This is a genomic window from Paenibacillus sp. S28, assembly GCF_016624415.1.
Taxonomy (GTDB): Bacteria; Bacillota; Bacilli; order Paenibacillales; family Paenibacillaceae; genus Paenibacillus_AQ; species Paenibacillus_AQ favisporus.
The window spans coordinates 673,520-693,391 of the sequence record NZ_JACVTM010000002.1 but is presented as its reverse complement, the minus strand read 5'-3'; the positions used below and the strand labels follow the sequence as shown (position 1 = coordinate 693,391).

Sequence of the window (19,872 nt, the reverse complement as noted above, 5' to 3'; positions counted from 1 at the left end):
CCAAGTTCCGAATTCTATAATCCCAAATATTCCTTAATGCCGTTCACGATCCCCTGCGCGACCGACTGCTGAACGTTTTCGGAGAACAAGGTTGCCTCATCCTTCGGATTGCTCAGATAACCAACCTCCAGGAGAACAGCCGGCATTTTGGTTTCCCGAATGACGTGGAAGTTGCCGTATTTCACTCCCCGGTCCGCCAGGCCGGTAGCCTGAACCAAATACTTGTGCAGCACGTTCGCCAGCGATTTGCTTGCATCACGCTGATAATAGGTTTCGCTGCCGCTCGCCGCAGACGAGCCCGCGCTGTTCGCATGGATGGATACAAATACGTCGGCATTCAGATCGTTGGCTATTTTAACACGGTCCTTCAACTCGAGGAAAGTGTCATCGCTTCTCGTCAGAACAAAATCGATATTCGGCTCGCTCCCGAGAAGCTGTCCGACCTTTAGGGCAACCGCCAAGTTGAAGTCCTTCTCCTTCGTTTTCGAATAGCCGATCGTCCCGGGATCCTTGGCACCGTGCCCGGCGTCGATCACGACGACCTTCTTCCCGCTGCCCCCGACCGGAACCGACGGCGTCTCTGAAGCTAAATTCAAATCGACGATAAACATCCCGTTTCCGGACGGATCCGGGTATGCGGCATAGTTTTTGGCATAGTTCAAATCAATCACGATCCGAACGGTGGACGGACTGCTGCTGAATAACGAATACCGGATCCCGGAAACGTCAGGATACCCGCTGACGTCCAGCTTCCCTTGAGCGTCGGCGCTCAAGGGGAGTGTCTCGCCCAGTGCTCCTGAGAATTCGGTCTGCGGCAGATCCACGACGATGCGGTCCGGATTTTTCATCGTAAACACTTTCGGGACCACATTCCCATTGCCGGAGGTAGCGATCATCAGGCGGTTGTCGCTAAAACTGATGCCAGTCAGCTCGGCAGTCCCCTCCTGGCCGGTCACGCCGGATCCTTCAGAACCGCCTGACGGAGCGGTGCCTTCCGAATTGCCGCTCCCCGTATCAGGAACCGGTATCGTGCCTCCACTGCCTGCTCCTGTTCCCGGATCGGCTCCCGACGGATTCGATCCATCCGTCGACAGATACACAGTTTTGTTGACGCCATCCCAACTGACCGCAAGCCCCATCTGTTCGCTCACGAACCGGATCGGCACAACGACGCTGCCCTTCTGCAGGAGCGGCGGCTGATCCAAGCTCACCTTTTTGCCGTTCACGGTTGCCGATTTCTGCTTCACGACAAGCAGCATCTTGGTGCTGCCTTTCTGAATCGTGACCTTCTGCGACTTCTGCTCCCAATCTACAGCAAATCCAAGATTTTCACCGACCACGCGGAAGGGAACCATAATGCTCCCGTTCACGTTGACTACCCCTGCGTCCGCAGGCATGTCCAGTTGTTTCCCGTCCAGCACGATCTCAGTGCCGCTTGCCGCCGATACCGACGGCGCCTGGGCGCCGACAATAAAGGCGAACATCAATAAAAACAGTAAAAAGCCGAATTTCTTCATGTTCCACCTCTGACAAACTGATTTTTTGCTGCAGCTCGTGACAAGCCGCAGAATGTATGTATGAAAAAAACATTAACGGAATTTGACCTGTAACAATTTCTGTGTGCTAATCTTATATTCCTGCTTGATTTTACAAATTTTTACCTGTTTTCTTTCCCGATTTATCCAAATATCGACCTCCCTTAACTCCTCCTTCGGCTCCTCGGGTATACTCCAGCGCCCAGCAAAAAAGCCCCCACACTCCTTATCGGAGCATGGGAGCTTATAATGAAGGGCAGTGCCCATCCGGCTGGATAAGTTACGCGAACAAGCGATCCGCGTGCTTTTGCTCATAGGCGGAGATGGCATCTTCATGCTGAAGGGTCAGGCCGATATCGTCCAGGCCTTGCAGCAGGAACTGACGGCGGTGCTCATCCAGGTCGAAATCGATACGCAGACCTTGGGCATCCGTGATCGTTTTGTTTTCCAGGTCAACGTTCAGCTCGTAGCCTTCATTTGCTGCCGTACGCTGGAACAGGTCTTCCACCTGCTCTTCCGACAGTTTAATCGGCAGAATGCCGTTCTTAAAGCAGTTGTTGTAGAAAATGTCTGCGAACGATGGCGCGATGACGCATCTGAACCCGTAATCCATGATCGCCCATGGCGCATGCTCACGGGAAGAACCGCAGCCGAAGTTCGCTCTGGAGATCAGAATCGAAGCGCCTTTATAGCGCGGCTGGTTCAGCGAAAACTGCGGGATGTCGTTGCCCTGCTCATCGAATCTCCATTCATAGAACAGAAATTGTCCGAAACCGGTGCGTTCGATCCGCTTCAAAAATTGTTTAGGAATGATGGCATCCGTATCCACGTTCACCCGGTCCACCGGAGCGACGAGACCTGTTAATTTCGTAAAAGCTTCCATGTTTATTCTCCTCCTTAGCTGCTGACCGCTTCCGTTTTGAAGTTCCAATCACGGACATCCGTGAACCGACCCTTGATCGCTGCTGCTGCAGCCATTGCCGGAGACACGAGGTGCGTGCGTCCGCCGCGGCCTTGACGGCCTTCGAAGTTCCGGTTGGACGTCGATGCGCAGCGCTGTCCCGGCTGGAGAACGTCCGGGTTCATCGCCAGGCACATGCTGCATCCGGCATCACGCCATTCGAAGCCCGCTTCGGTGAAAATTTTGTCCAGTCCTTCCTTCTCTGCCTGGATCTTAACGCGTCCCGAACCCGGAACGACGATCGCCGTTACCCGGTCGGACACCTTGTGCCCCTTGGCTACCTGGGCCGCAGCGCGCAGGTCCTCGATCCGGCCGTTGGTGCAGGAACCGATAAACACGTAGTCGATTTCGATTTCCGACATCGGCGTTCCCGGCGTCAGGCCCATATATTCAATCGCTTTTTCAGCTGCTTTGCGTTCGTTTTCGGTCGGCAGTTCCGCCGGCACCGGCACGCGAGACGTAATGTCCGTACCCATACCCGGGCTCGTTCCCCAGGTCACTTGCGGGATCAGGGTTTCCACGTCAAACTCCACAACGCGGTCGTATGCTGCGCCTTCGTCGGTGACGAGCTGCTTCCACTGCTCCACCGCTTGGTCAAAGTCGCTTCCTTGCGGCACGTATTGGCGTCCGCGCAAGTATTCGAATGTCGTTTCATCCGGAGCGATCATGCCCGCTCTCGCACCGCCTTCGATCGACATGTTGCAGACGGTCATGCGCTCTTCCATCGACAGCTCACGGATCGCTTCGCCCGTGTACTCAATAACATAACCTGTAGCAAAATCCGTGCCATACTTGGCAATGACGCCGAGGATCATGTCTTTCGCCGTTACGCCGGGATTGCGCTTGCCGACGAAGCGCACTTCCATCGTCTTCGCTTTGGCCTGCTGCAAGCATTGGGTAGCCAGCACGTGTTCCACTTCGCTTGTGCCGATCCCGAACGCCAGAGCGCCGAATGCGCCGTGAGTCGAAGTGTGGCTGTCGCCGCAGACGATCGTTTTGCCCGGATGGGTCAAACCGAGTTCCGGCCCCATAACGTGCACGACCCCTTGATCAATCGTATCCAGATCAAAGAGTGTGACGCCGAAGTCGCGGCAGTTCTGCGACAGCGTGTCGATCTGCTGCTTGGAGATCGGGTCTGTAATGTTAAAACGGTCCTTCGTCGGTACGTTATGGTCCATCGTTGCGAACGTCAGCTCCGGACGGCGTACCTTGCGGCCGCTCAGGCGCAGGCCCTCGAAGGCTTGCGGGGACGTTACCTCGTGGACGAGGTGCAAATCGATGTACAAAATGCTCGGCTTGCCTTCTTCCTGATGAATCACGTGGTTATCCCAGATTTTCTCAAACATCGTTCTTTTACTCATCACTGTCACCTCTTCATGGTTTCGTTCCTTGGAAGAGACGCCTGACAGAAGTCGATTCAGCCCGGCAGCCTCTTGAATTACACTAAATATAGCATTTGCAGCTTAATTGATCCAAGATATAATATCTATAAAAGTAATAGGAATTAACTATCAAGAAAAGCGTGTTTTATCCGCTACTTTATAGAAAGCAAAGGAAGGTGTCTCATGGAACTTAGACAGCTGCAATACGCACTCCAAATCGCCCAAGAGCGAAATTTCTCCCGAGCCGCCGAGAAGCTGCATATCGCCCAACCCTCCTTGAGCCAACAGCTGTCCAAGCTGGAGAAAGAGCTCGGGGTGCTGCTGTTCCAGCGCAATACAAGCACAGTAGAACTGACGCATGCCGGGGCTTCCTTTATGGAGCAGGCCCAAAAAATTATGGACGCAGTGGAGCTGCTGCGCCAGGAAATGGCTGATATCTCCCAGCTGAAGAGCGGCAAGGTGGTCATCGGCAGCATGCCGATTACAGGCGCACACTTGCTTCCGCATGTGCTTCCAACATTCAAACGCCAGTACCCGAACATCGAAATCACCCTGCTGGAGGACTCCTCCATGAACCTGGAGAAGCTTACGGCGGGAGGCAAATCTGACCTCAGCCTGCTCTCCCTGCCGCTGCAGGAGCCTTCGCTGACATACGAAGTGATCGGCGAAGAAAAGATCGACCTCGCCGTACCAGAATCGCATCCGCTCGCTGCCAGAGCCAAAGCCGGGAAGCCGATTCCGGTCCGGATCGATGAGCTGAGCGGGGAATCGTTTATCGTGCTCAAAAAGGGACAGGGCTTCCGCAAAATAACCTTTGACCTGTGCCAGCAGGCCGGTTTCGAGCCCAAGGTTGTCTTTGAGAGCAACAACATGGAGACGATCCAGTCGCTCGTCGCCACGGGCATGGGCATCACGCTGGTGCCGCGGTTTATCGCGCGGGCGCCGCGAAGCGAATTCGTGCCGGTATACCTTCCACTTGCCGAGCCGGTGCCTAGCCGTACACTTGTGGTCGCATACCGGCGCGGACGGTATTTGTCCAAAGCGGCGGAGGCTTTTATCGAAACGTTCAAGGATACGCTGAATGATCTGGTCTAAAAAACGTGTAAAGGCCCGGGCGGAGAGCCCGGACCTTTTTTTCATGTGCGGTTTCCGGTTTGAAGATTGAGGTTTGAGGTTACGGTTTACGGTAAATATCGGGGCGGCGGTCCTCGAACACCGGAATCCGGCTCCTCACTTCATCGACCAGCCCAAGATCGAGGTCACCGGTCACGATCTCTTCGCCTTCGCCGCCCTCAGCCACAATCTCGCCCCAGGGGTCGATGATGAGCGAATGGCCGAAGAACTCGGTGCTTCCGCTCACCCCGACGCGGTTGCAGGCGATGACATACATCTGGTTCTCGATCGCCCGGGCCATCAGCAGCGTGCGCCAATGGTGCTGGCGGGGATGCGGCCATTCGGCAGGCACGATCAGCACCTTTACGCCGTTCAGCGCCTGGGTGCGGGCCAGCTCCGGAAAACGGATGTCGTAGCAGATCGAAGCGCCGGCCTGAAAGCCCTCACGCAATGCAAAGCTGACGATTTCATCGCCGGCCTCAAGATGCTTCTCCTCGTCCATCAGCCGGAACAGGTGAATCTTGGAATATTGGGCCGTTGTGTCCCCTTGTTCGTTAAAAACGTACATCGTGTTGTAGATGCCGCCGTCCTTCTTCTCCGCGATGGAGCCGCCAACGATCGTCACCCCGTGCCGCTTGGCAAAAGCCGATAACCATTCCCGGCTCTCCCTGCCATCCGGATCGGCGAGCTCCTGGATCTGCTCCAGCGCGTAACCGGTATTCCACATTTCGGGCAGCACCAGCAGTTCCGGCTTCGGCTCCGCTGACACCGCCCGTTCCAGCAGGTCTTCCATATGGAGGCGGTTCGCCTCCGGCTGGCCGATTTGAATATCGGCCTGTATTAAAGCGGCTCGCAGCACCGCGCGTTCATTTAAAGGCATGATTGGTTCCTCCCCTGGATCATGGCGCGAACGGCTTGATCCGCAAAATCTCATTTGTATACCATCATAGTCGCTGCCCATTCCGCGTGCAAGCAGTCATTTCCCTCTATACAGCCCGGATAAATCGTGATAGATTTAAACATATTATTCTCGAGTCCAGACCGGAGTGATTTGATATGCATTCATCAGAGGACAACGCACGTCCGACATCCGCTTTTCCCATCGTACCCGCCGAAGTGATGACCCAGCTGCCGACCCAGTTTTTCGCTACCCTCGTGCAGAAGGTGAACCGGGAAATCGCCGCTGGGCATGACGTCATCAATCTGGGGCAAGGCAATCCCGATACACCGACGCCGGGACACATCGTGTCCGCGCTGCAAGAGGCGGCAGCCAACCCGCTCTATCATAAATATTCGCCGTTTACCGGCTTTGCCTTTTTAAAGGAAGCGATCGCGAAGCGCTATCTCGAGGATTATGGCGTGGAGCTTGACCCTGAGAAAGAGGTCGCCATTTTGTTCGGCGGCAAAACGGGACTGGTGCAGCTTCCGCAGATTTTGCTCAATCCCGGCGATCTGTGCCTCGTTCCGGATCCGGGATACCCCGATTACTGGTCCGGCGTAGCGCTGGCCAAAGCCGAAATGTCGTTTATGCCGCTGCTGGCGGACAACGCCTTCCTGCCGGATTACAGCCGGATCAACCCGGCGGACCGGGCACGCGCCAAGCTGATGTTCCTGAATTATCCGAACAATCCAACATCGGCCGTCGCCCCGCTAAGCTTCTATGAGGACACGGTCCGCTTCGCCAGAGAGAACGGCATCGTCGTCGCAAGCGACTTCGCTTACGGCGCCATCGGCTTTGACGGCGAGCGCCCCGTCAGCTTCCTGCAGGCACCGGGCGCCAAGGAAGTTGGCATCGAATTTTACACCCTGTCCAAAACGTACAACATGGCTGGCTGGCGCGTCGGATTTGCGCTGGGCAACAGGGACGTGATTACGCTCATCAACAACCTGCAGGATCATATCTACGTCAGCCTGTTCGGCGGCATCCAAGCCGCGGCCGCTGCGGCGCTCACCTCCTCCCAGGACTGCGTACAGGAGCTCGTGCAGCGATATGAATCGCGGCGCAACGCCTTTTTCGACGGTCTCGGCCGCATCGGCTGGACGGCGGAGAAGCCGGGCGGTTCCTTCTTCAGCTGGCTGCCGGTGCCCAATGGCTTTACATCGGAGTCGTTTGCCGACCTCCTGCTGAATGAAGCCAAGGTGGCCGTTGCTCCCGGCATCGGTTTCGGCCGGCATGGCGAAGGCTACGTCCGGGTCGGGCTGCTGACCTCCGAGGAGAGGCTGCAGGAAGCTGCCGAGCGGATCGGACGGCTGAATCTGTTCGTATAACCTTTTGCAAAGACCGCCGCTTCGTGGTATTCTAGGTGAAAATAAAGCGGATGAACCAAAGGAAGCATATATAGAAACATAATGAAACGCGTTGACGGGACCAGTAAGAACGGCCACTCGCGCCCAGAGAGTAAATTCCACCGGCTGAAAGAATTTACCGCGAGCCCTTCCGAAACCTACCCCTGAGCGGCCTGCCTGTGTGCAGGACAGTGCCTTCTGTTACAGGGCCCAAAGCCGGATGATCCAATCATCAATAAAGGTGGTACCGCGGAAGTATAAACTTTCGTCCTTTACTCCAAAGGACGAAAGTTTTTTTGTTGTACCAAGAAGTTTTTATGAGGAAAATAAAGCAGTCTTATATTAGAAAAGGAACGTGATATCATATGCCATCTCGAGTCGTCGTCAAAATCGGCAGCAGCTCGCTCACTAGCGTTGAAGGCGGACTGAACCGCGATGCGGTCGCCTTCTTTGCGGGCGAAATTGCAGCACTCATCAAAGCCGGATGCGAATTGCTGCTTGTCACCTCCGGTGCCGTCGCGGCCGGCTTCCGGGCGATCGGCTACAGCTTCCGGCCCAAGCTTCTGCACGAAAAGCAGGCCGCGGCCTCCGTCGGCCAGGCGCTGCTTATGCAGGCGTACCAGGAAGCATTCGCCTCGCACGGCATCACCGCCGCGCAAATCCTGCTAACCCGCACCGACTTTTGCAGCCGCAAGCGCATGAACAATGCCAGCATGACCGTCGAGGAGCTGCTGAAGCAGGGGGCGGTCCCCATATTCAACGAGAACGATACCGTTTCGGTCGATGAGCTGAAATTCGGCGACAACGACACGCTGTCGGCGCTCGTCGCCAACCTGGTCAAAGCCCAGCATCTGCTGATCCTGACCGATACGGACGGTCTCTATACGGCCGATCCGAGGAATAATCCGAATGCGATCCGGTTTGACCATGTCGGAGAAATTACCGAGGAGATCTACTCCATTGCCGGCGGCGCCGGTTCATCCGTCGGTACGGGCGGCATGCGCTCCAAAGTGGATGCCGCCAAAATCGCCACCCGCGGCGGCGTGCCGGTCTTCGTGGGCCGCGTAATCGAGAACGGCGATCTTCGCAGCGCCATAGAAGGCCGCGGCAAAGGAACCTACTTCGACACCGAGCTGCACTCGCTGCCGATGAAGAAGCAGTGGCTCGGGTTCATGTCCACCCCGCTCGGCACTCTCTACGTGGACCGGGGAGCGGAGGAAGCGCTTGTTCATGGCGGCCACAGCCTTCTCCCCGTTGGCGTGAAGCAGGTCGAAGGCCAGTTTCATGCCGGCGACGTCGTCGAGGTGCTGAACCTGGAAGGGACGGTCTGCGGCCGCGGCATCGTCAATTATGACGATGAGCAGCTCAGGCGGATTCAGGGCTTGGGCAGCGCTGAAGTGATCCGGACGCTGGATACCGTTCACCGGCTCGAAGTGATTCATCGGGATGAGTGGATTACCTTAAAATAGGTTACTCACATAATAAGGACAAGGAGGCATTTATGATATGAGTGAAGTAAGATCAAAAGCAGAACGCGCCGGCGCTGCCGCCGCCGTATTGAACCGGCTGAGCACCGACGAGAAAAACCAGGCGCTGCTTCGCATGGCCGAGGCGCTGCGTCAGAAACAGGATGAAATTATCGCGGCCAACGCCGAGGATCTTGAGCGCGGCCGCCAGCAGGGAACTTCATCCTCGCTGCTCGACCGCCTGGCGCTTAATCCGCAGCGGATCGACGCCATCGCCGCAGGGCTCGAGCAAATCGCCGAGCTCCCCGATCCGGTCGGCGACGAGCTGGAGAATATCGAACGTCCAAACGGGCTCCGCATCCGCAAATACCGCGTACCGCTTGGCGTTATCGGCATCATTTATGAAGCGCGCCCGAACGTGACCGTCGACGCCGCCGGCCTGTGCCTGAAGACAGGCAATGCCGTGGTGCTGCGGGGTGGTTCCTCCGCCCTCTCCTCCAACCGCAAAATCGTCGAGGTGCTCCATGGCGCCCTCGCCTCCACCGCCATTCCGCCGGAGGCGCTTCAGCTGATCGAGGATCCGAACCGTTCCTCGGTCGACGAGATGCTGAAGCTGAACGGCCTGCTCGACGTCGTCATTCCACGCGGCGGCAGCTCGCTCATCCGCACTGTAGTAGAAAACGCCACCGTGCCGGTCATCGAAACCGGCGCCGGCATCTGCCATACGTATCTGGATGAGACAGCCGATCCCGTGATGGCCGAGGAGATCTCGATCAATGCCAAAGTACAGCGTCCGTCGGTCTGCAATTCGATGGAGACGCTGATCGTGCACCAGGCGTATGCCAAGGAACACCTCTTGGCGCTGGCCGGAACATTCAAAGAAGCCGGCGTCGAGCTGCGCGGCGACGAAGAAACCCGCAGAATCGTCGACTGGGCTCTCCCGGTCACAGAAGAAGATTATGCAACGGAGTACAATGATTACATTTTGAACGTAAAAATTGTAGAATCGATAGATGAGGCCATGCAGCACATTGCTGCTTACGGTACCAAGCATTCCGAATGCATCGTTACCGCCAATCAGCGCCATGCCGACCGTTTCCTTCAGGAAGTGGACGCTGCCGCCGTATACCATAACGCATCCACCCGCTTTACGGACGGCTTCGAGTTCGGATTTGGCGCGGAGATCGGCATCAGCACGCAAAAGCTGCACGCCCGCGGCCCGATGGGCCTGCCGGCTCTGACTTCCACGAAATACATCATCCATGGAAATGGACAAATTCGCGGGTAATACCGGAGCTCTACAATACCGGCTTGCCGCGCAAGGAGGAATTATAATGAGTCAACAACAGGCCATGATTGCCCAGCCCATTACCTTTTACGGTGCAGGAGCGATGGCGGAAGCCATCGTCAGAGGATTGATCGGAAGATCGGTCGTCAATGCCGGAAGCCTGACTATGCTGAACCGCTCCAACTCGGGGCGGCTCGAAGAGCTCAAGCACCGCTACAATGTCAAAACGAACAATGACCCGGCGGAAACCACGGAAATTTTGCGTGAATCTCCGATTATCGTGCTCGCTATCAAACCGAAGGATGCGGCTAACGTGCTGCGCAAACTCGGTCCGCTGCTCTCCGATAACACGCTGATCGTATCCGTCATCGCAGGGCTCACCATCCGCACGATCCAGGATCTGCTCGGACGCAAGCAGCCCGTCGCCCGGACGATGCCGAACACCTCCAGCTCCATCGGCCTCGGCGCAACCGGCGTCTCCTTTTCCAAGGAAATCAACGACCAGGACCGCCAGACGGTCATGACGCTGTTCCAGGCCGTAGGTACGGTAACGGTCGTGGACGAAGAGAAGCTGGAAATTCTGACCGGCATCTCCGGCAGCGGCCCCGCTTATATCTATTACATGATGGAAGCGATGATGGCTGCCGGCATCCGCGGCGGTCTGACGCCGCAGCAGTGCAAGGAACTTACGGTGCAGACGGTTCTCGGCGCCGCACGGATGGTGCAGCAGACCGGCGAGGAGCCTGCCGCCCTCCGGGCGAAGGTGACATCGCCGAACGGCTCCACCCAGGCTGCACTGGAGACGCTTGATAAAGGCGATTTCTTCGAGACGGTGATCGCCGCCGTGAACCGCTGCGCGGAACGCTCCCGGGAAATGGGGGCCGCGCTGAAGGAGGGAATTTCATGAGCCGCTGCACAGCCACGTACCGGCTGTATGACGACAAGGCCGACTTTCGTAAAAAGGCCGAATCGATCGCCGTTGGCATGACCGTCGGCAGCTGGACCGAGCTTCCCCAAGCGAAGCGGGAATCGATGCAGAAGCATCTTGGCGAAGTGCTCCAGGTGGACGTTCATGAGCCGGAAGGCGCAGCACCCGGCGAGCGTTACGCCGACGTCACCATCGCGTACCCGGACATCAACTTCAGCCGCGACATTCCGGCCCTGCTTGTCACCGTTTTCGGCAAAATCTCGATGGACGGCAAAATCAAGCTGAACCGCCTCGGCTTTTCAGATCATTACGTCCAGGGTTTCCCCGGCCCCAAATTCGGCATCGCCGGCATTCGGGACATTCTCGGCGTCCATGACCGGCCGCTCCTGATGAGCATTTTCAAGTCCGTCATCGGCCTCAATGCGGACGAGCTGCGCGAGCAGTTTCTGAGACAAGCCCTCGGGGGAGTCGACCTGATTAAAGACGACGAGATCCTGTTCGAAAACGAACTGACGCCGATCGAAAAGCGCGTGGAAGTATGCCTGAAGGCTGCGGAAGCAGCACAGAAGGAAACAGGCAAGAAGCTGCTGTATGCGGCCAATTTGACCGGACCGACATCCAGCTTGAAGAGCCAGGCGAAGAAGGCAATCGGTGCCGGCGCGAACGCGCTGCTGTTCAACGTCTTGTCCTACGGCTACGACGTGCTGCATGAACTGAGCAGCGATCCGGAGATCAACGTTCCGATCGCCGCGCATCCGGCCCTTGCGGGAGCCTTCTACCCGTCGCCGCATTACGGTATTTCGGCCTCGGTGCTGCTGGGCCAGCTTATGCGGCTCGCCGGGGCGGATCTGGTGCTCTTCCCTTCCCCTTACGGATCCGTGACGATGCCTAAGGCGGAAAACATGGCGATTCGTGACGAGCTGATCAGCCGGGAACTGCCAATGAAGGCCAGCATGCCGGTGCCTTCGGCGGGAATTCACCCCGGACTCGTGCCGCTCATCCTGCGGGATTTCGGAACCGACGTGGTCGTGAACGCCGGCGGCGGCATTCACGGCCATCCGATGGGTACGGAGGCCGGCGGACGGGCGTTTGTGCAGGCGATTGCTGCGGCGCAGCAGTCCATTCCGCTCGCCCAGTATGCCGAAGACGGCCATCCTGAGCTGAAGGCCGCCCTGGACGCCTGGGGGGGCGAACGATGACAGCTAAGAAACGCGTAATCTTTTGCGATTTTGACGGCACGATCACACTGTCGGATAACATCGTGGCGATCATGAAGCATTTTGACCCGGCCGGGTACAAGCCGATCATGGAAGATACGGTCAGCCAGAAGATCACCCTGCGCGAAGGCGTCGGCGCCATGTTCGCCCTGCTGCCTTCTTCGATGAAGGACGAGATTGTCAGCTACGTCTTGAGCCGGGCAGGCATTCGCGACGGCTTCCGTGAATTTCTGGACTATGCTAAAGAGGAAAATATCGACTTTTACGTGACCAGCGGCGGCATGGACTTTTTTATCGATCCGCTCCTCGAGCCGTTCGGGATTCCGTCCGACCATATTTTTTGCAACAGCGCCGATTTCAGCGGAGAGCGGATCGAGATCCTCTGGCCGCACCCTTGCCAGGATCCCTGCCATAACGGCTGCGGGATGTGCAAAACGACGGTCATACGCCGGTTCCCGGAAGACGAATACGAGCGGATTCTGATCGGCGACAGCCTGACAGACTTCGAAGGCGCCAAAATCGCCGACCTCGTCTACTCCCGCTCCATCCTGACGGACAAATGCGCGGAGCTTGGCGTGAAGCATGTTCCTTTTGAAACCTTTTTTGACATTATCGAGGACATGAAGAAGAAACAACGACAAGGAGTGCTGTAGACATGACCTTTGCCGGCATTAGCCTGGAGCATAAGCAGCAGGTTCTCGGGGAGTTGAGCCTGATCAAACAGCAGTTTGCCGCGAAGAACTGGTTTCCGGGAACCAGCGGCAATCTTTCGATGCGGGTGGGCGAATTTGACCCGGAAGCCTTTTATTTCGCCATTACGGCGAGCGGAAAAGACAAGTCGCTGACGACGCCTGAAGACTTTTTGTTCGTGGACAAAAGCGGCCGGGCGGTGGAAACGACCTCACTGAAGCCCAGCGCGGAGACGCAAATCCACTGCGAAATATACCGTCTCACCGGCTGCGGCGCCGTGTTCCATGTGCATACGATCTTTAACAACCTGATCAGCGAATGTTTCGGGGAAGCCGGAGCCGTGCCGGCTCAGGGCATCGAGTTGATTAAAGCTTTCAACATTTGGGAGGAAAATGCGCCGATCTCCATCCCTGTGCTTCCGAACTATGCGGATATTCCCCGCATTGCCGAACTCGTGGAAGGCGTGCTGAACCCGGCCGTACCGGGAATCCTGCTGCGCAACCACGGCATTTATGCCTGGGGCAAAAACGCGTTTGAAGCGAAAAAGCATCTGGAGGCGTTTGAATTCATTTTTGAATATTTGTACCGCAGTATGCTTCTTCAGAACAGCGCCGCCCCGCTTACGCTGGATGGCCGTCGTTAATCAGCGGCAGAAGCAATCCTGCTGCTCATGAAGGAAAGAGCAAAAAATCCTTATTCCAAACCGGATCTGCCGGCGTCGGAGTAAGGATTTTTTTGTCCGGTTAAATACCCGATTCGATTGTTTTGAAAAGGATGGTATAGGCGTTCTCCAGGTTTGAGAAAGGGTCGTTTTGTTCGTCCAAGACCAAGGAAAATGTTTTATTCTGCTCTCCCTTCTTCACATAACCTAACGCAAATTCATTGGATTCGGAAGTATTCTTCCGGAGCAAGCCCTCGCCGCTCAAGAGAGGATCCGGTATATTCGAAGATTGTAAAAAAAAGATCGGAACGCCGTCCTCTAAGTTCAGTTCATTATTTTCCATGAGAGCTTCAAAATGAGACACATGCTTCTTCATGATAAACACGGCATCATAACGGGTTAAATTCGCGGCATCTTTCTCCAGATCTGCTTCTTTTAAGGTTACAAAGGTAACGTTGTTCTCCCTTACGGAAGGCGCCCCTCCAACCACTCCGATCGTTAAGCTTCTGCCCTTATACTCAGGCATGCTGTAAGATTGGGAGACGGAAGCACAACCGGTAAGTAACAGTAGCAGCACTAACAGCGAGCAGCCGATGATTTTCAGGACATGTTCCCCCTTATTCAATACGACATAACCATCTATAGCCCGGTTTCGATCTGCCTGAAGATATCGGAGTAAGCGCTTTTGACATTCGTCTCGATTTTGGTGTCGTTGTACAAACCGGTGCCAAATTGATGCCCTGTCCCTCCATCATATCCAAGTACGAAGAAACCGGGTCCCATGTCAGGCCAATCCTCGTAAGAAATCGTAGCATCACCACACCCCGATCTTCAAGCTTCGGCCTTGATACAGCGGGGAGCTGAACGTATCCTTTTCTGGGCTGCAGCCCGCTAAGATGAACACAACCAGCAGGAAAGCAGTCATTATACTTTTCAATCGAGCGCCCCCTTCAAAAGATGTTACGTTATTTTCTCTCTATATATAACGCTTCAAGTGCAAGGAAAGTAACGCCTGATTCCTTTATGTAGGCCTGTCAAGTCATCGAAGATCCGGGCTATAATGGGATAAAGGAAAATTCTAGCACTGTGAACTTTATTTGATAAACAAAGGGGAAATATATAGTGTTGAAAAAATGGTTTATCGGCGCGTCGAGAGCCTTGGTTCTGCTATCCGTATTGTTGTGGATCATGCTTCAAACCCACCTTCTATACCCGGCTTTTCCGCTTCAAGGGATCGACAAAAAGACGGCATGGAATCAGGGGATGCTGTCCGGTGATTCGACTACAGTCCTGCTGTCAGATGAAAAAAACACTTGGTATATCAGCCGGCTCAATTCACAGCAGAATGGTCAGCGCATCATTTCCATGCTGGAGGAGCAGGGGTGGAACTATAAGGAGCAAGAAGGGAGCGGCTATTTTTTCACGAAAGGAGACCGCACCCTCATCGCCACTACCCAAAGATGGGGCAGCCGGTTTGAGCTAACCAAAATCCCCAGCAATTAAGCCATGTTTACTGCCTTGGCATTCGGGCAGCTGGCACCGTCATCCCTAACTGGTTCGGTGGCGCTTTTCAAAAAAATTTCGTCCGTTCCCGTTGGACCACGACCATACGCTCCCTGCGGATCATTATCGGCCGTTTCAATCACCGGACAGAGCCCGGCGAATACTGGCCCGTGCTTCTTCCGCCACCCCGGCATCCTGGATTTGAACCGCCTGAGCCAAAAGGAGCATCGGAATAAACACGCCGATTAGCCTTGCCAGCAGCCTGGTTTCCTCATCCACTTCGCCGTACTGTTCGAAGAACAGCTGCCTCTCTGCCGGCCCCAAAAAGCTGTAAGCGATATTGAGATCGCAGCCCGGATGGCCGACATTCAGATCTCCCCAGTCGATCACGCCACTGATTTGCCCACGCTCGTCTGCCAGCATATTTTTAAAGTGCAGATCGCCATGGAGCATTACTTCCTGCGGGGTAATCCGGTCCACGGTAACACAGTGGTCCAAATATTTCTGGATAGCATCATGCTCCTCCCTTGGCAGATGAGGCTTCAGGCTGGACAGGATGTCTACCATTTTCATCTTGCGTGAAGTTACGTCCGTCAGGTTCCGGTGGTCTTCAGAAACCCTCGCTTCCCTTGCCGTTCCCACCGGAAACGAATGAAGTTTACGCAGAAAGCTTCCTAAAGAAGCCGCCGATAAACGCCGCTGTTCATCAGTCAGTCCAACGGGAAACGTTCCGGGAATATAAGTGTAACCAAGAAACGGAAACGGATATGCCTCGCTTTCCAGTCCGTAGAACACCGGTTCGGGATAGGGAAGCGTAATGTAATCGCGAAGGAGCGGCAGCAGCCTCCCTTCTGTGCGCAGAAGTTCTACGGCGAAACTTCTTCTTGGAAAACGGAACGTATAGCGGTCTCCCACTTGATAAACGGCGTTATCCCAGCCTTCCCCAATCTGCCTGATCCGAAGTCCGGCCAGATCCGGGAACTGGCTTTCGATCAGCTCGCAGACCATTGCATCCGTGATGTTAATATCGGCATCCCACTGGTTCATATGTACGATAATACCTCCTTCTCAGTCATGTCCTGGGCAAGCTGCGGACTTCCATGATAAAAACCTTCATACCCGATTCCGACCCGAACTCATGCTTGAGCATGGGCTATCATAACATTTCCTGAAACAGGAAAGCAATCGATATCGTGCTCCATTGGTTACCGCTATAAGTCATTTGCTCGTAAGGCCCCAATGTCACCATACTTAGCCTCTTTAATCCCAATAAAAAAACAGCCTGACTCAAGTCAGGCTGCATGAAGGACCGAAAAGTATCTTAGAGTGAATATCCGTTTAAAAATCCCCGTGGCTTCTCTCCCTGCCGTTCGGTTTGGGCCCGGTCAACAGCCGGATGCCTACGCCGATCAGCAGTAGGGCCACGATGGCTGTTTTCAAGTAATGCGAAATCCGGTAATCGATATGGAACTCGGGAAACCGCGCTTCAAGCTCGGGAATGATCAGGCTCGTTGCGATATAGTACACGCCGAGTGCCATCAGGCCTATGCCAAGCCACTTCTGGTGCAGCTTGATGCCTTCAATGACAGGCCGGTCGATGAGGGGCTCCCGCCCGTATCGGCTCGTCTGCTGCAGCCCGTCGAAGAAGGCGTAAAACCAGATGAGCGGAATGAGAAACATGAACAGGGACAGACGCAGCAAATCCAAAATGTAGACGCTCCCCAGGAAAATCACCATCAGCTGCAGCCCTCTTTTTTGCAGGCCTAGATACATATGTCCGGCTCCCGGGAAAGCAGACAGCAGCGTAGCGAGCACTTTGCTGCGGCGTCCTTCCGCCCGGCCGGCCTCCATCTCGTCGAACAGGGTGCGGTCCTCAACCCGTTCGCCAGCCTGCTTGCGGTGAATCAGCTGCACGGCGTCAAACATGCAGTACAGCCAGATGATCGGCAGGATGCCGAGGAACAGCATAAAGAACGCATGGCTGGTCAGGCCGGTCAGGAAGAACATGACGGTCCCCAGCCCAAAAAAGGCGATTAGGAACGACAGACCCCGCTGCATCAATCCCATATGAAGATGTCCAAGCCCTGGAATAAAGGAGAGTAGAATCGTAAAGAAGCGCTCGTTCTCCGGGCTGGGCTGCGGATAAGGGGGGTACGGCTGCTGCGCATACATTCCTTCCTGGGCAAATTCGGGTCCATTCCCCGGAAACCCAGGCTGTCCCTGCCCGCTATATCCTCCAGGATAAGGACCGGCCCCCGGTTCCCAATGCGGAGGATAAGGCTGCGGCGGATACCCGGGTTGCGGAGCAGGCATGCGCACCAAATACACGATCAGGTCCAGCATGCAGATCCCCCAGAGTATAGCCGCACACAGCAGGGTAAAAGCAAAAAACATGCCGCCTTCACCCAGTGCGATCGCCACCATTACTCCAAACAAAATGCCTCCAAAAAACAGCATAGGGTATATAACCCCTCTCAGCTTCCGTCCCATGTAGTAGTGGCCGAGGCCCGGGATGAAATTGAGAATAAAAGCAGCCATCTTACTGCGTTGTGGATACAAAGTCATCGTTCCTTTCCTTGATTCTGAATGGTCATCGATTCCCTCTTTTTATGGCTTCAGCCGGTCCAGCCAGCCTGTCGTCACATGAACGAGCTTTTCACCATACGTCGGCTGACCGCCGGTCCCTGCCTTTTGCAGCGTTTCAGGGCCCAGCTTGTCGAACCATCCGGTCGACAGGAATACGAGCGTAATGCAGGCCGCCACGGCGTAATGGAACATGCGATGTTCGTACCACCGCCGGCGCCAATTTTCGTTTGCTCTGCGCTCCACATCTTTGTCTTCGGAAGGAAGAGCATCCATGACGTTGTCGATGAACCGCTGCTCATATTCGAGATCGGGCAGCTTCGGCCCCAGATCATTCATGACCTGCAAGTATGCCGCCAGTGCCGAATCGTCCTCCAGCAGCAGCGACTCCAGCGAATCCGCTTTTTCCGGGGAGCAAGCCCCCTGAATGTACTCCACCCAGTCCTGCGTCACCGGCTGGGAGCGCTCTTTGTGACTCATTTCCACTCCTCCTCCTTCCAATGGGTGCGGACCCAGCTTCTCGCCCGGTACAGCCGGGATTCCACCGTTTTGACGGCAATTCCCTGCTCCTTGGCGATCTGCTCGTAATTTTTTTCCTGGATATAAAAATGAATCAAAATTTCGCGGTGCTGCTGCGGAAGGCGATGTAACCTTCGCTCCAGCGTCTCCTTTTTCTCCTTCTTGACCAGCTGGGCCAGCAGATCCGCTTCGCCGGATGGCCATTGGTTCAGCTTCTCTGCATCCGCAAGCTGGTCTTCCCTGCGCCTTCCCAGCTTTCTTTTAGCATCGATGGCTTTATGTAAAGCAATGCGGGTCAACCACGTCTTGAATCCTTGGGACCGGTATTCGGAGAGAGATTTATACACTTGTATAAAGGCTTCCTGGGCCGCGTCCTCGGCTTCCTTGGCATCTTTCAGCACCGAGTAGGCCGTATGGAACACATGCTGTCCGTAACGCTCCACGAGCGTGCGGAACGCGCTTTGGTCGCCATCACGAATTTGCTCGATCAATGCTTCCTCGTCAATAACTCTCTCCTCCTTCCCGTATCTATAGACGCCAGCCCTCCGGGTTAACCCTGCATGTTTTTCAAAAAAAATTCGTGCCAATATCATCCAAAAGAAAAACAGCCCCTCCCCGAAGGAAGAGGCTGCCCTAAATTGCCGGTTGAATGAATCCGTGCCTGGCTGCCCCAGGCCAGCTGAAGCGCCGCAAATCTTTTTCTAAACATTCTCCTGCTGAGATAGCTGCTTGATCAAAGCCGGAACCCACGAGCGGATCGGCTTAAACGAATATCCCAGCCGTTCCGCCTTGGAGGTATCCATCGTCCAGGACTCCGGCACGCCAAAAGGAGAAGCATTTTCTTTCGCCGACTCCCGCTGGATGATGGCTTTGCGTCCCGTTTCCTTCTCGATCCAGCCAATGATGTCCGACAGTTTGACATCCCCCTGCGAGCAGGCATTGATCGGCCCCTCCACACGCTGGGTTCTCAGCCAGCTCAGGAAAGAGGCGGCCTCTTCAGAATCGATCAACGACAGCTTGGCGCTCAGATTCGGCATGCCTATCGGCGTACCGCTTTGGATCCGCCGGATATGGAATTCAAGCCGCTCCGTGTAATCATCCTCCCCCAGCACGATCGGGAAGCGGACGGCGCAGACCGGGAAGTCGGCCTTTTGGAAAAAGACAGCCTCGGCGAGCCGCTTGCCTTCCGCATAGGAGAAATCATCCTTGCCTCCCATCGTGATCGGATAAATGTACGGGTTGACGTCCTTCTCCTGATTCTGGTGCGAAGTAGGATCGTACACCGACAGAGACGAGGTAAGTATGTATCTTTTGACTTTTCCCTGAAATACGTCACAGGCATCCTGGGCCGCTTGAGGGGAATAGCAGATGTTGTCATATACGACCTCCCACACCCTTCCGTCTGCCACGGCCTGGGCCAGAGATTCCTTATTCTCGCGATCCAGCACCAGCCGCTCTACCCTGTCGCCAAAGGGATCCGGCGTGTTTCCTCTTGTCGCGATGGTGACTTCATGCCCATCCTCCAGCAGCCGCTCAACAAGCCGTTTGCCAAAAAAACGGGTACCGCCAAGGATCAGTATGTTCTTCATGGATATCCTCCTTTAACGTATAAAAAGCTTACAGCCCAGCTTCTTGAACACTATGAAATATTGTACCATACTCCTGCCTTCCGATCATGTTCCCGCCGCCCGCCGATCCGCCTTTTTTATATGGAAACGTCCATCGAACCGGCACATATTC

Annotated in this window: 20 protein-coding genes; 9 read left to right on the top strand and 11 right to left on the bottom strand. The window is 55.4% G+C overall.

The annotated features are described in order from the left end of the window. Positions 1–14: 14 nt before the first annotated feature. From IAE55_RS07740 to leuC, 3 genes are all read right to left on the bottom strand, one after another. A complete protein-coding gene (locus tag IAE55_RS07740; protein ID WP_200631560.1) occupies positions 15–1,517 on the bottom strand; it encodes an N-acetylmuramoyl-L-alanine amidase in 1,503 nt (500 codons plus the stop codon). Between the two features lie 298 nt (positions 1,518–1,815). Then, a complete protein-coding gene (gene leuD, locus IAE55_RS07735; RefSeq protein WP_105442141.1) occupies positions 1,816–2,418 on the bottom strand; it encodes a 3-isopropylmalate dehydratase small subunit in 603 nt (200 codons plus the stop codon). A 14-nt stretch (positions 2,419–2,432) separates the two neighbouring features. After that, positions 2,433–3,857, bottom strand: a complete 1,425-nt coding sequence (leuC, locus tag IAE55_RS07730; protein WP_116229744.1) for a 3-isopropylmalate dehydratase large subunit — start codon at positions 3,855–3,857, stop codon at positions 2,433–2,435. Between the two features lie 204 nt (positions 3,858–4,061). Between leuC and IAE55_RS07725 the strand changes: the two genes are divergently transcribed. After that, positions 4,062–4,973 (top strand): LysR family transcriptional regulator, encoded by a 912-nt coding sequence (locus IAE55_RS07725; protein WP_200631559.1) that lies wholly within the window; start codon positions 4,062–4,064, stop codon positions 4,971–4,973. Between the two features lie 79 nt (positions 4,974–5,052). Here the strand turns inward: IAE55_RS07725 and IAE55_RS07720 are convergent, their stop codons facing one another. Next, positions 5,053–5,871, bottom strand: coding sequence for a carbon-nitrogen family hydrolase (locus IAE55_RS07720; protein WP_200631558.1), 819 nt, complete (start codon positions 5,869–5,871; stop codon positions 5,053–5,055). 176 nt (positions 5,872–6,047) lie between these two features. Between IAE55_RS07720 and IAE55_RS07715 the strand changes: the two genes are divergently transcribed. From IAE55_RS07715 to mtnB, 7 genes are all read left to right on the top strand, one after another. After that, positions 6,048–7,259: a pyridoxal phosphate-dependent aminotransferase gene (locus IAE55_RS07715; protein WP_200631557.1), complete on the top strand. Its 1,212-nt coding sequence runs from the start codon at positions 6,048–6,050 to the stop codon at positions 7,257–7,259. A 383-nt stretch (positions 7,260–7,642) separates the two neighbouring features. After that, entirely contained in the window at positions 7,643–8,746 is a 1,104-nt protein-coding gene (proB, locus tag IAE55_RS07710; RefSeq protein ID WP_200631556.1) for a glutamate 5-kinase, read from the top strand. A 37-nt stretch (positions 8,747–8,783) separates the two neighbouring features. Next, positions 8,784–10,031, top strand: coding sequence for a glutamate-5-semialdehyde dehydrogenase (locus IAE55_RS07705; protein ID WP_200631555.1), 1,248 nt, complete (start codon positions 8,784–8,786; stop codon positions 10,029–10,031). A gap of 46 nt (positions 10,032–10,077) precedes the next feature. Further along, positions 10,078–10,938 (top strand): pyrroline-5-carboxylate reductase, encoded by an 861-nt coding sequence (gene proC / locus IAE55_RS07700; RefSeq protein ID WP_234489343.1) that lies wholly within the window; start codon positions 10,078–10,080, stop codon positions 10,936–10,938. After that, entirely contained in the window at positions 10,935–12,158 is a 1,224-nt protein-coding gene (locus IAE55_RS07695) for a 2,3-diketo-5-methylthiopentyl-1-phosphate enolase (protein ID WP_200631554.1), read from the top strand. The genes proC and IAE55_RS07695 overlap by 4 nt, the downstream gene beginning before the upstream one ends. Beyond that, entirely contained in the window at positions 12,155–12,829 is a 675-nt protein-coding gene (locus IAE55_RS07690; protein ID WP_200631551.1) for a 2-hydroxy-3-keto-5-methylthiopentenyl-1-phosphate phosphatase, read from the top strand. Before IAE55_RS07695 ends, IAE55_RS07690 begins: the two co-directional genes overlap by 4 nt. Before the next feature lie 2 nt (positions 12,830–12,831). After that, on the top strand, positions 12,832–13,509 hold the full coding sequence (gene mtnB, locus IAE55_RS07685) for a methylthioribulose 1-phosphate dehydratase (RefSeq protein WP_200631544.1): 678 nt from the start codon (positions 12,832–12,834) through the stop codon (positions 13,507–13,509). A 100-nt stretch (positions 13,510–13,609) separates the two neighbouring features. Here mtnB and IAE55_RS07680 read toward each other — a convergent pair whose 3' ends face one another. Beyond that, on the bottom strand, positions 13,610–14,017 hold the full coding sequence (locus IAE55_RS07680; protein ID WP_200631540.1) for a hypothetical protein: 408 nt from the start codon (positions 14,015–14,017) through the stop codon (positions 13,610–13,612). A gap of 324 nt (positions 14,018–14,341) precedes the next feature. Beyond that, positions 14,342–14,464 (bottom strand): hypothetical protein, encoded by a 123-nt coding sequence (locus IAE55_RS34105; protein WP_267917899.1) that lies wholly within the window; start codon positions 14,462–14,464, stop codon positions 14,342–14,344. A 185-nt stretch (positions 14,465–14,649) separates the two neighbouring features. Here IAE55_RS34105 and IAE55_RS07675 point away from each other — a divergent pair, with 185 nt between their 5' ends. After that, positions 14,650–15,030 carry a hypothetical protein gene (locus IAE55_RS07675; protein ID WP_200631539.1) on the top strand — a complete coding sequence of 127 codons (381 nt, stop codon included), beginning with the start codon at positions 14,650–14,652 and terminating at the stop codon, positions 15,028–15,030. Positions 15,031–15,165: 135 nt separating this feature from the next. On the opposite strand, the gene IAE55_RS07670 is transcribed toward IAE55_RS07675, so the two are convergent. The 5 genes from IAE55_RS07670 to IAE55_RS07650 all read right to left on the bottom strand — a co-directional run bounded on the left by IAE55_RS07670 (position 15,166) and on the right by IAE55_RS07650 (position 19,721). Next, positions 15,166–16,077 carry a phosphotransferase gene (locus tag IAE55_RS07670; RefSeq protein ID WP_234489342.1) on the bottom strand — a complete coding sequence of 304 codons (912 nt, stop codon included), beginning with the start codon at positions 16,075–16,077 and terminating at the stop codon, positions 15,166–15,168. A gap of 291 nt (positions 16,078–16,368) precedes the next feature. After that, on the bottom strand, positions 16,369–17,595 hold the full coding sequence (locus IAE55_RS07665; protein ID WP_200631538.1) for a hypothetical protein: 1,227 nt from the start codon (positions 17,593–17,595) through the stop codon (positions 16,369–16,371). Between the two features lie 42 nt (positions 17,596–17,637). Beyond that, a complete protein-coding gene (locus tag IAE55_RS07660; protein ID WP_200631537.1) occupies positions 17,638–18,093 on the bottom strand; it encodes a hypothetical protein in 456 nt (151 codons plus the stop codon). Next, complete coding sequence (locus IAE55_RS07655; RefSeq protein WP_200631535.1) at positions 18,090–18,725, bottom strand: RNA polymerase sigma factor; 636 nt, start codon at positions 18,723–18,725, stop codon at positions 18,090–18,092. The genes IAE55_RS07660 and IAE55_RS07655 overlap by 4 nt, the downstream gene beginning before the upstream one ends. 108 nt (positions 18,726–18,833) lie before the next feature. Beyond that, a complete protein-coding gene (locus IAE55_RS07650; protein ID WP_145158521.1) occupies positions 18,834–19,721 on the bottom strand; it encodes an NAD-dependent epimerase/dehydratase family protein in 888 nt (295 codons plus the stop codon). Positions 19,722–19,872 lie beyond the last annotated feature (151 nt).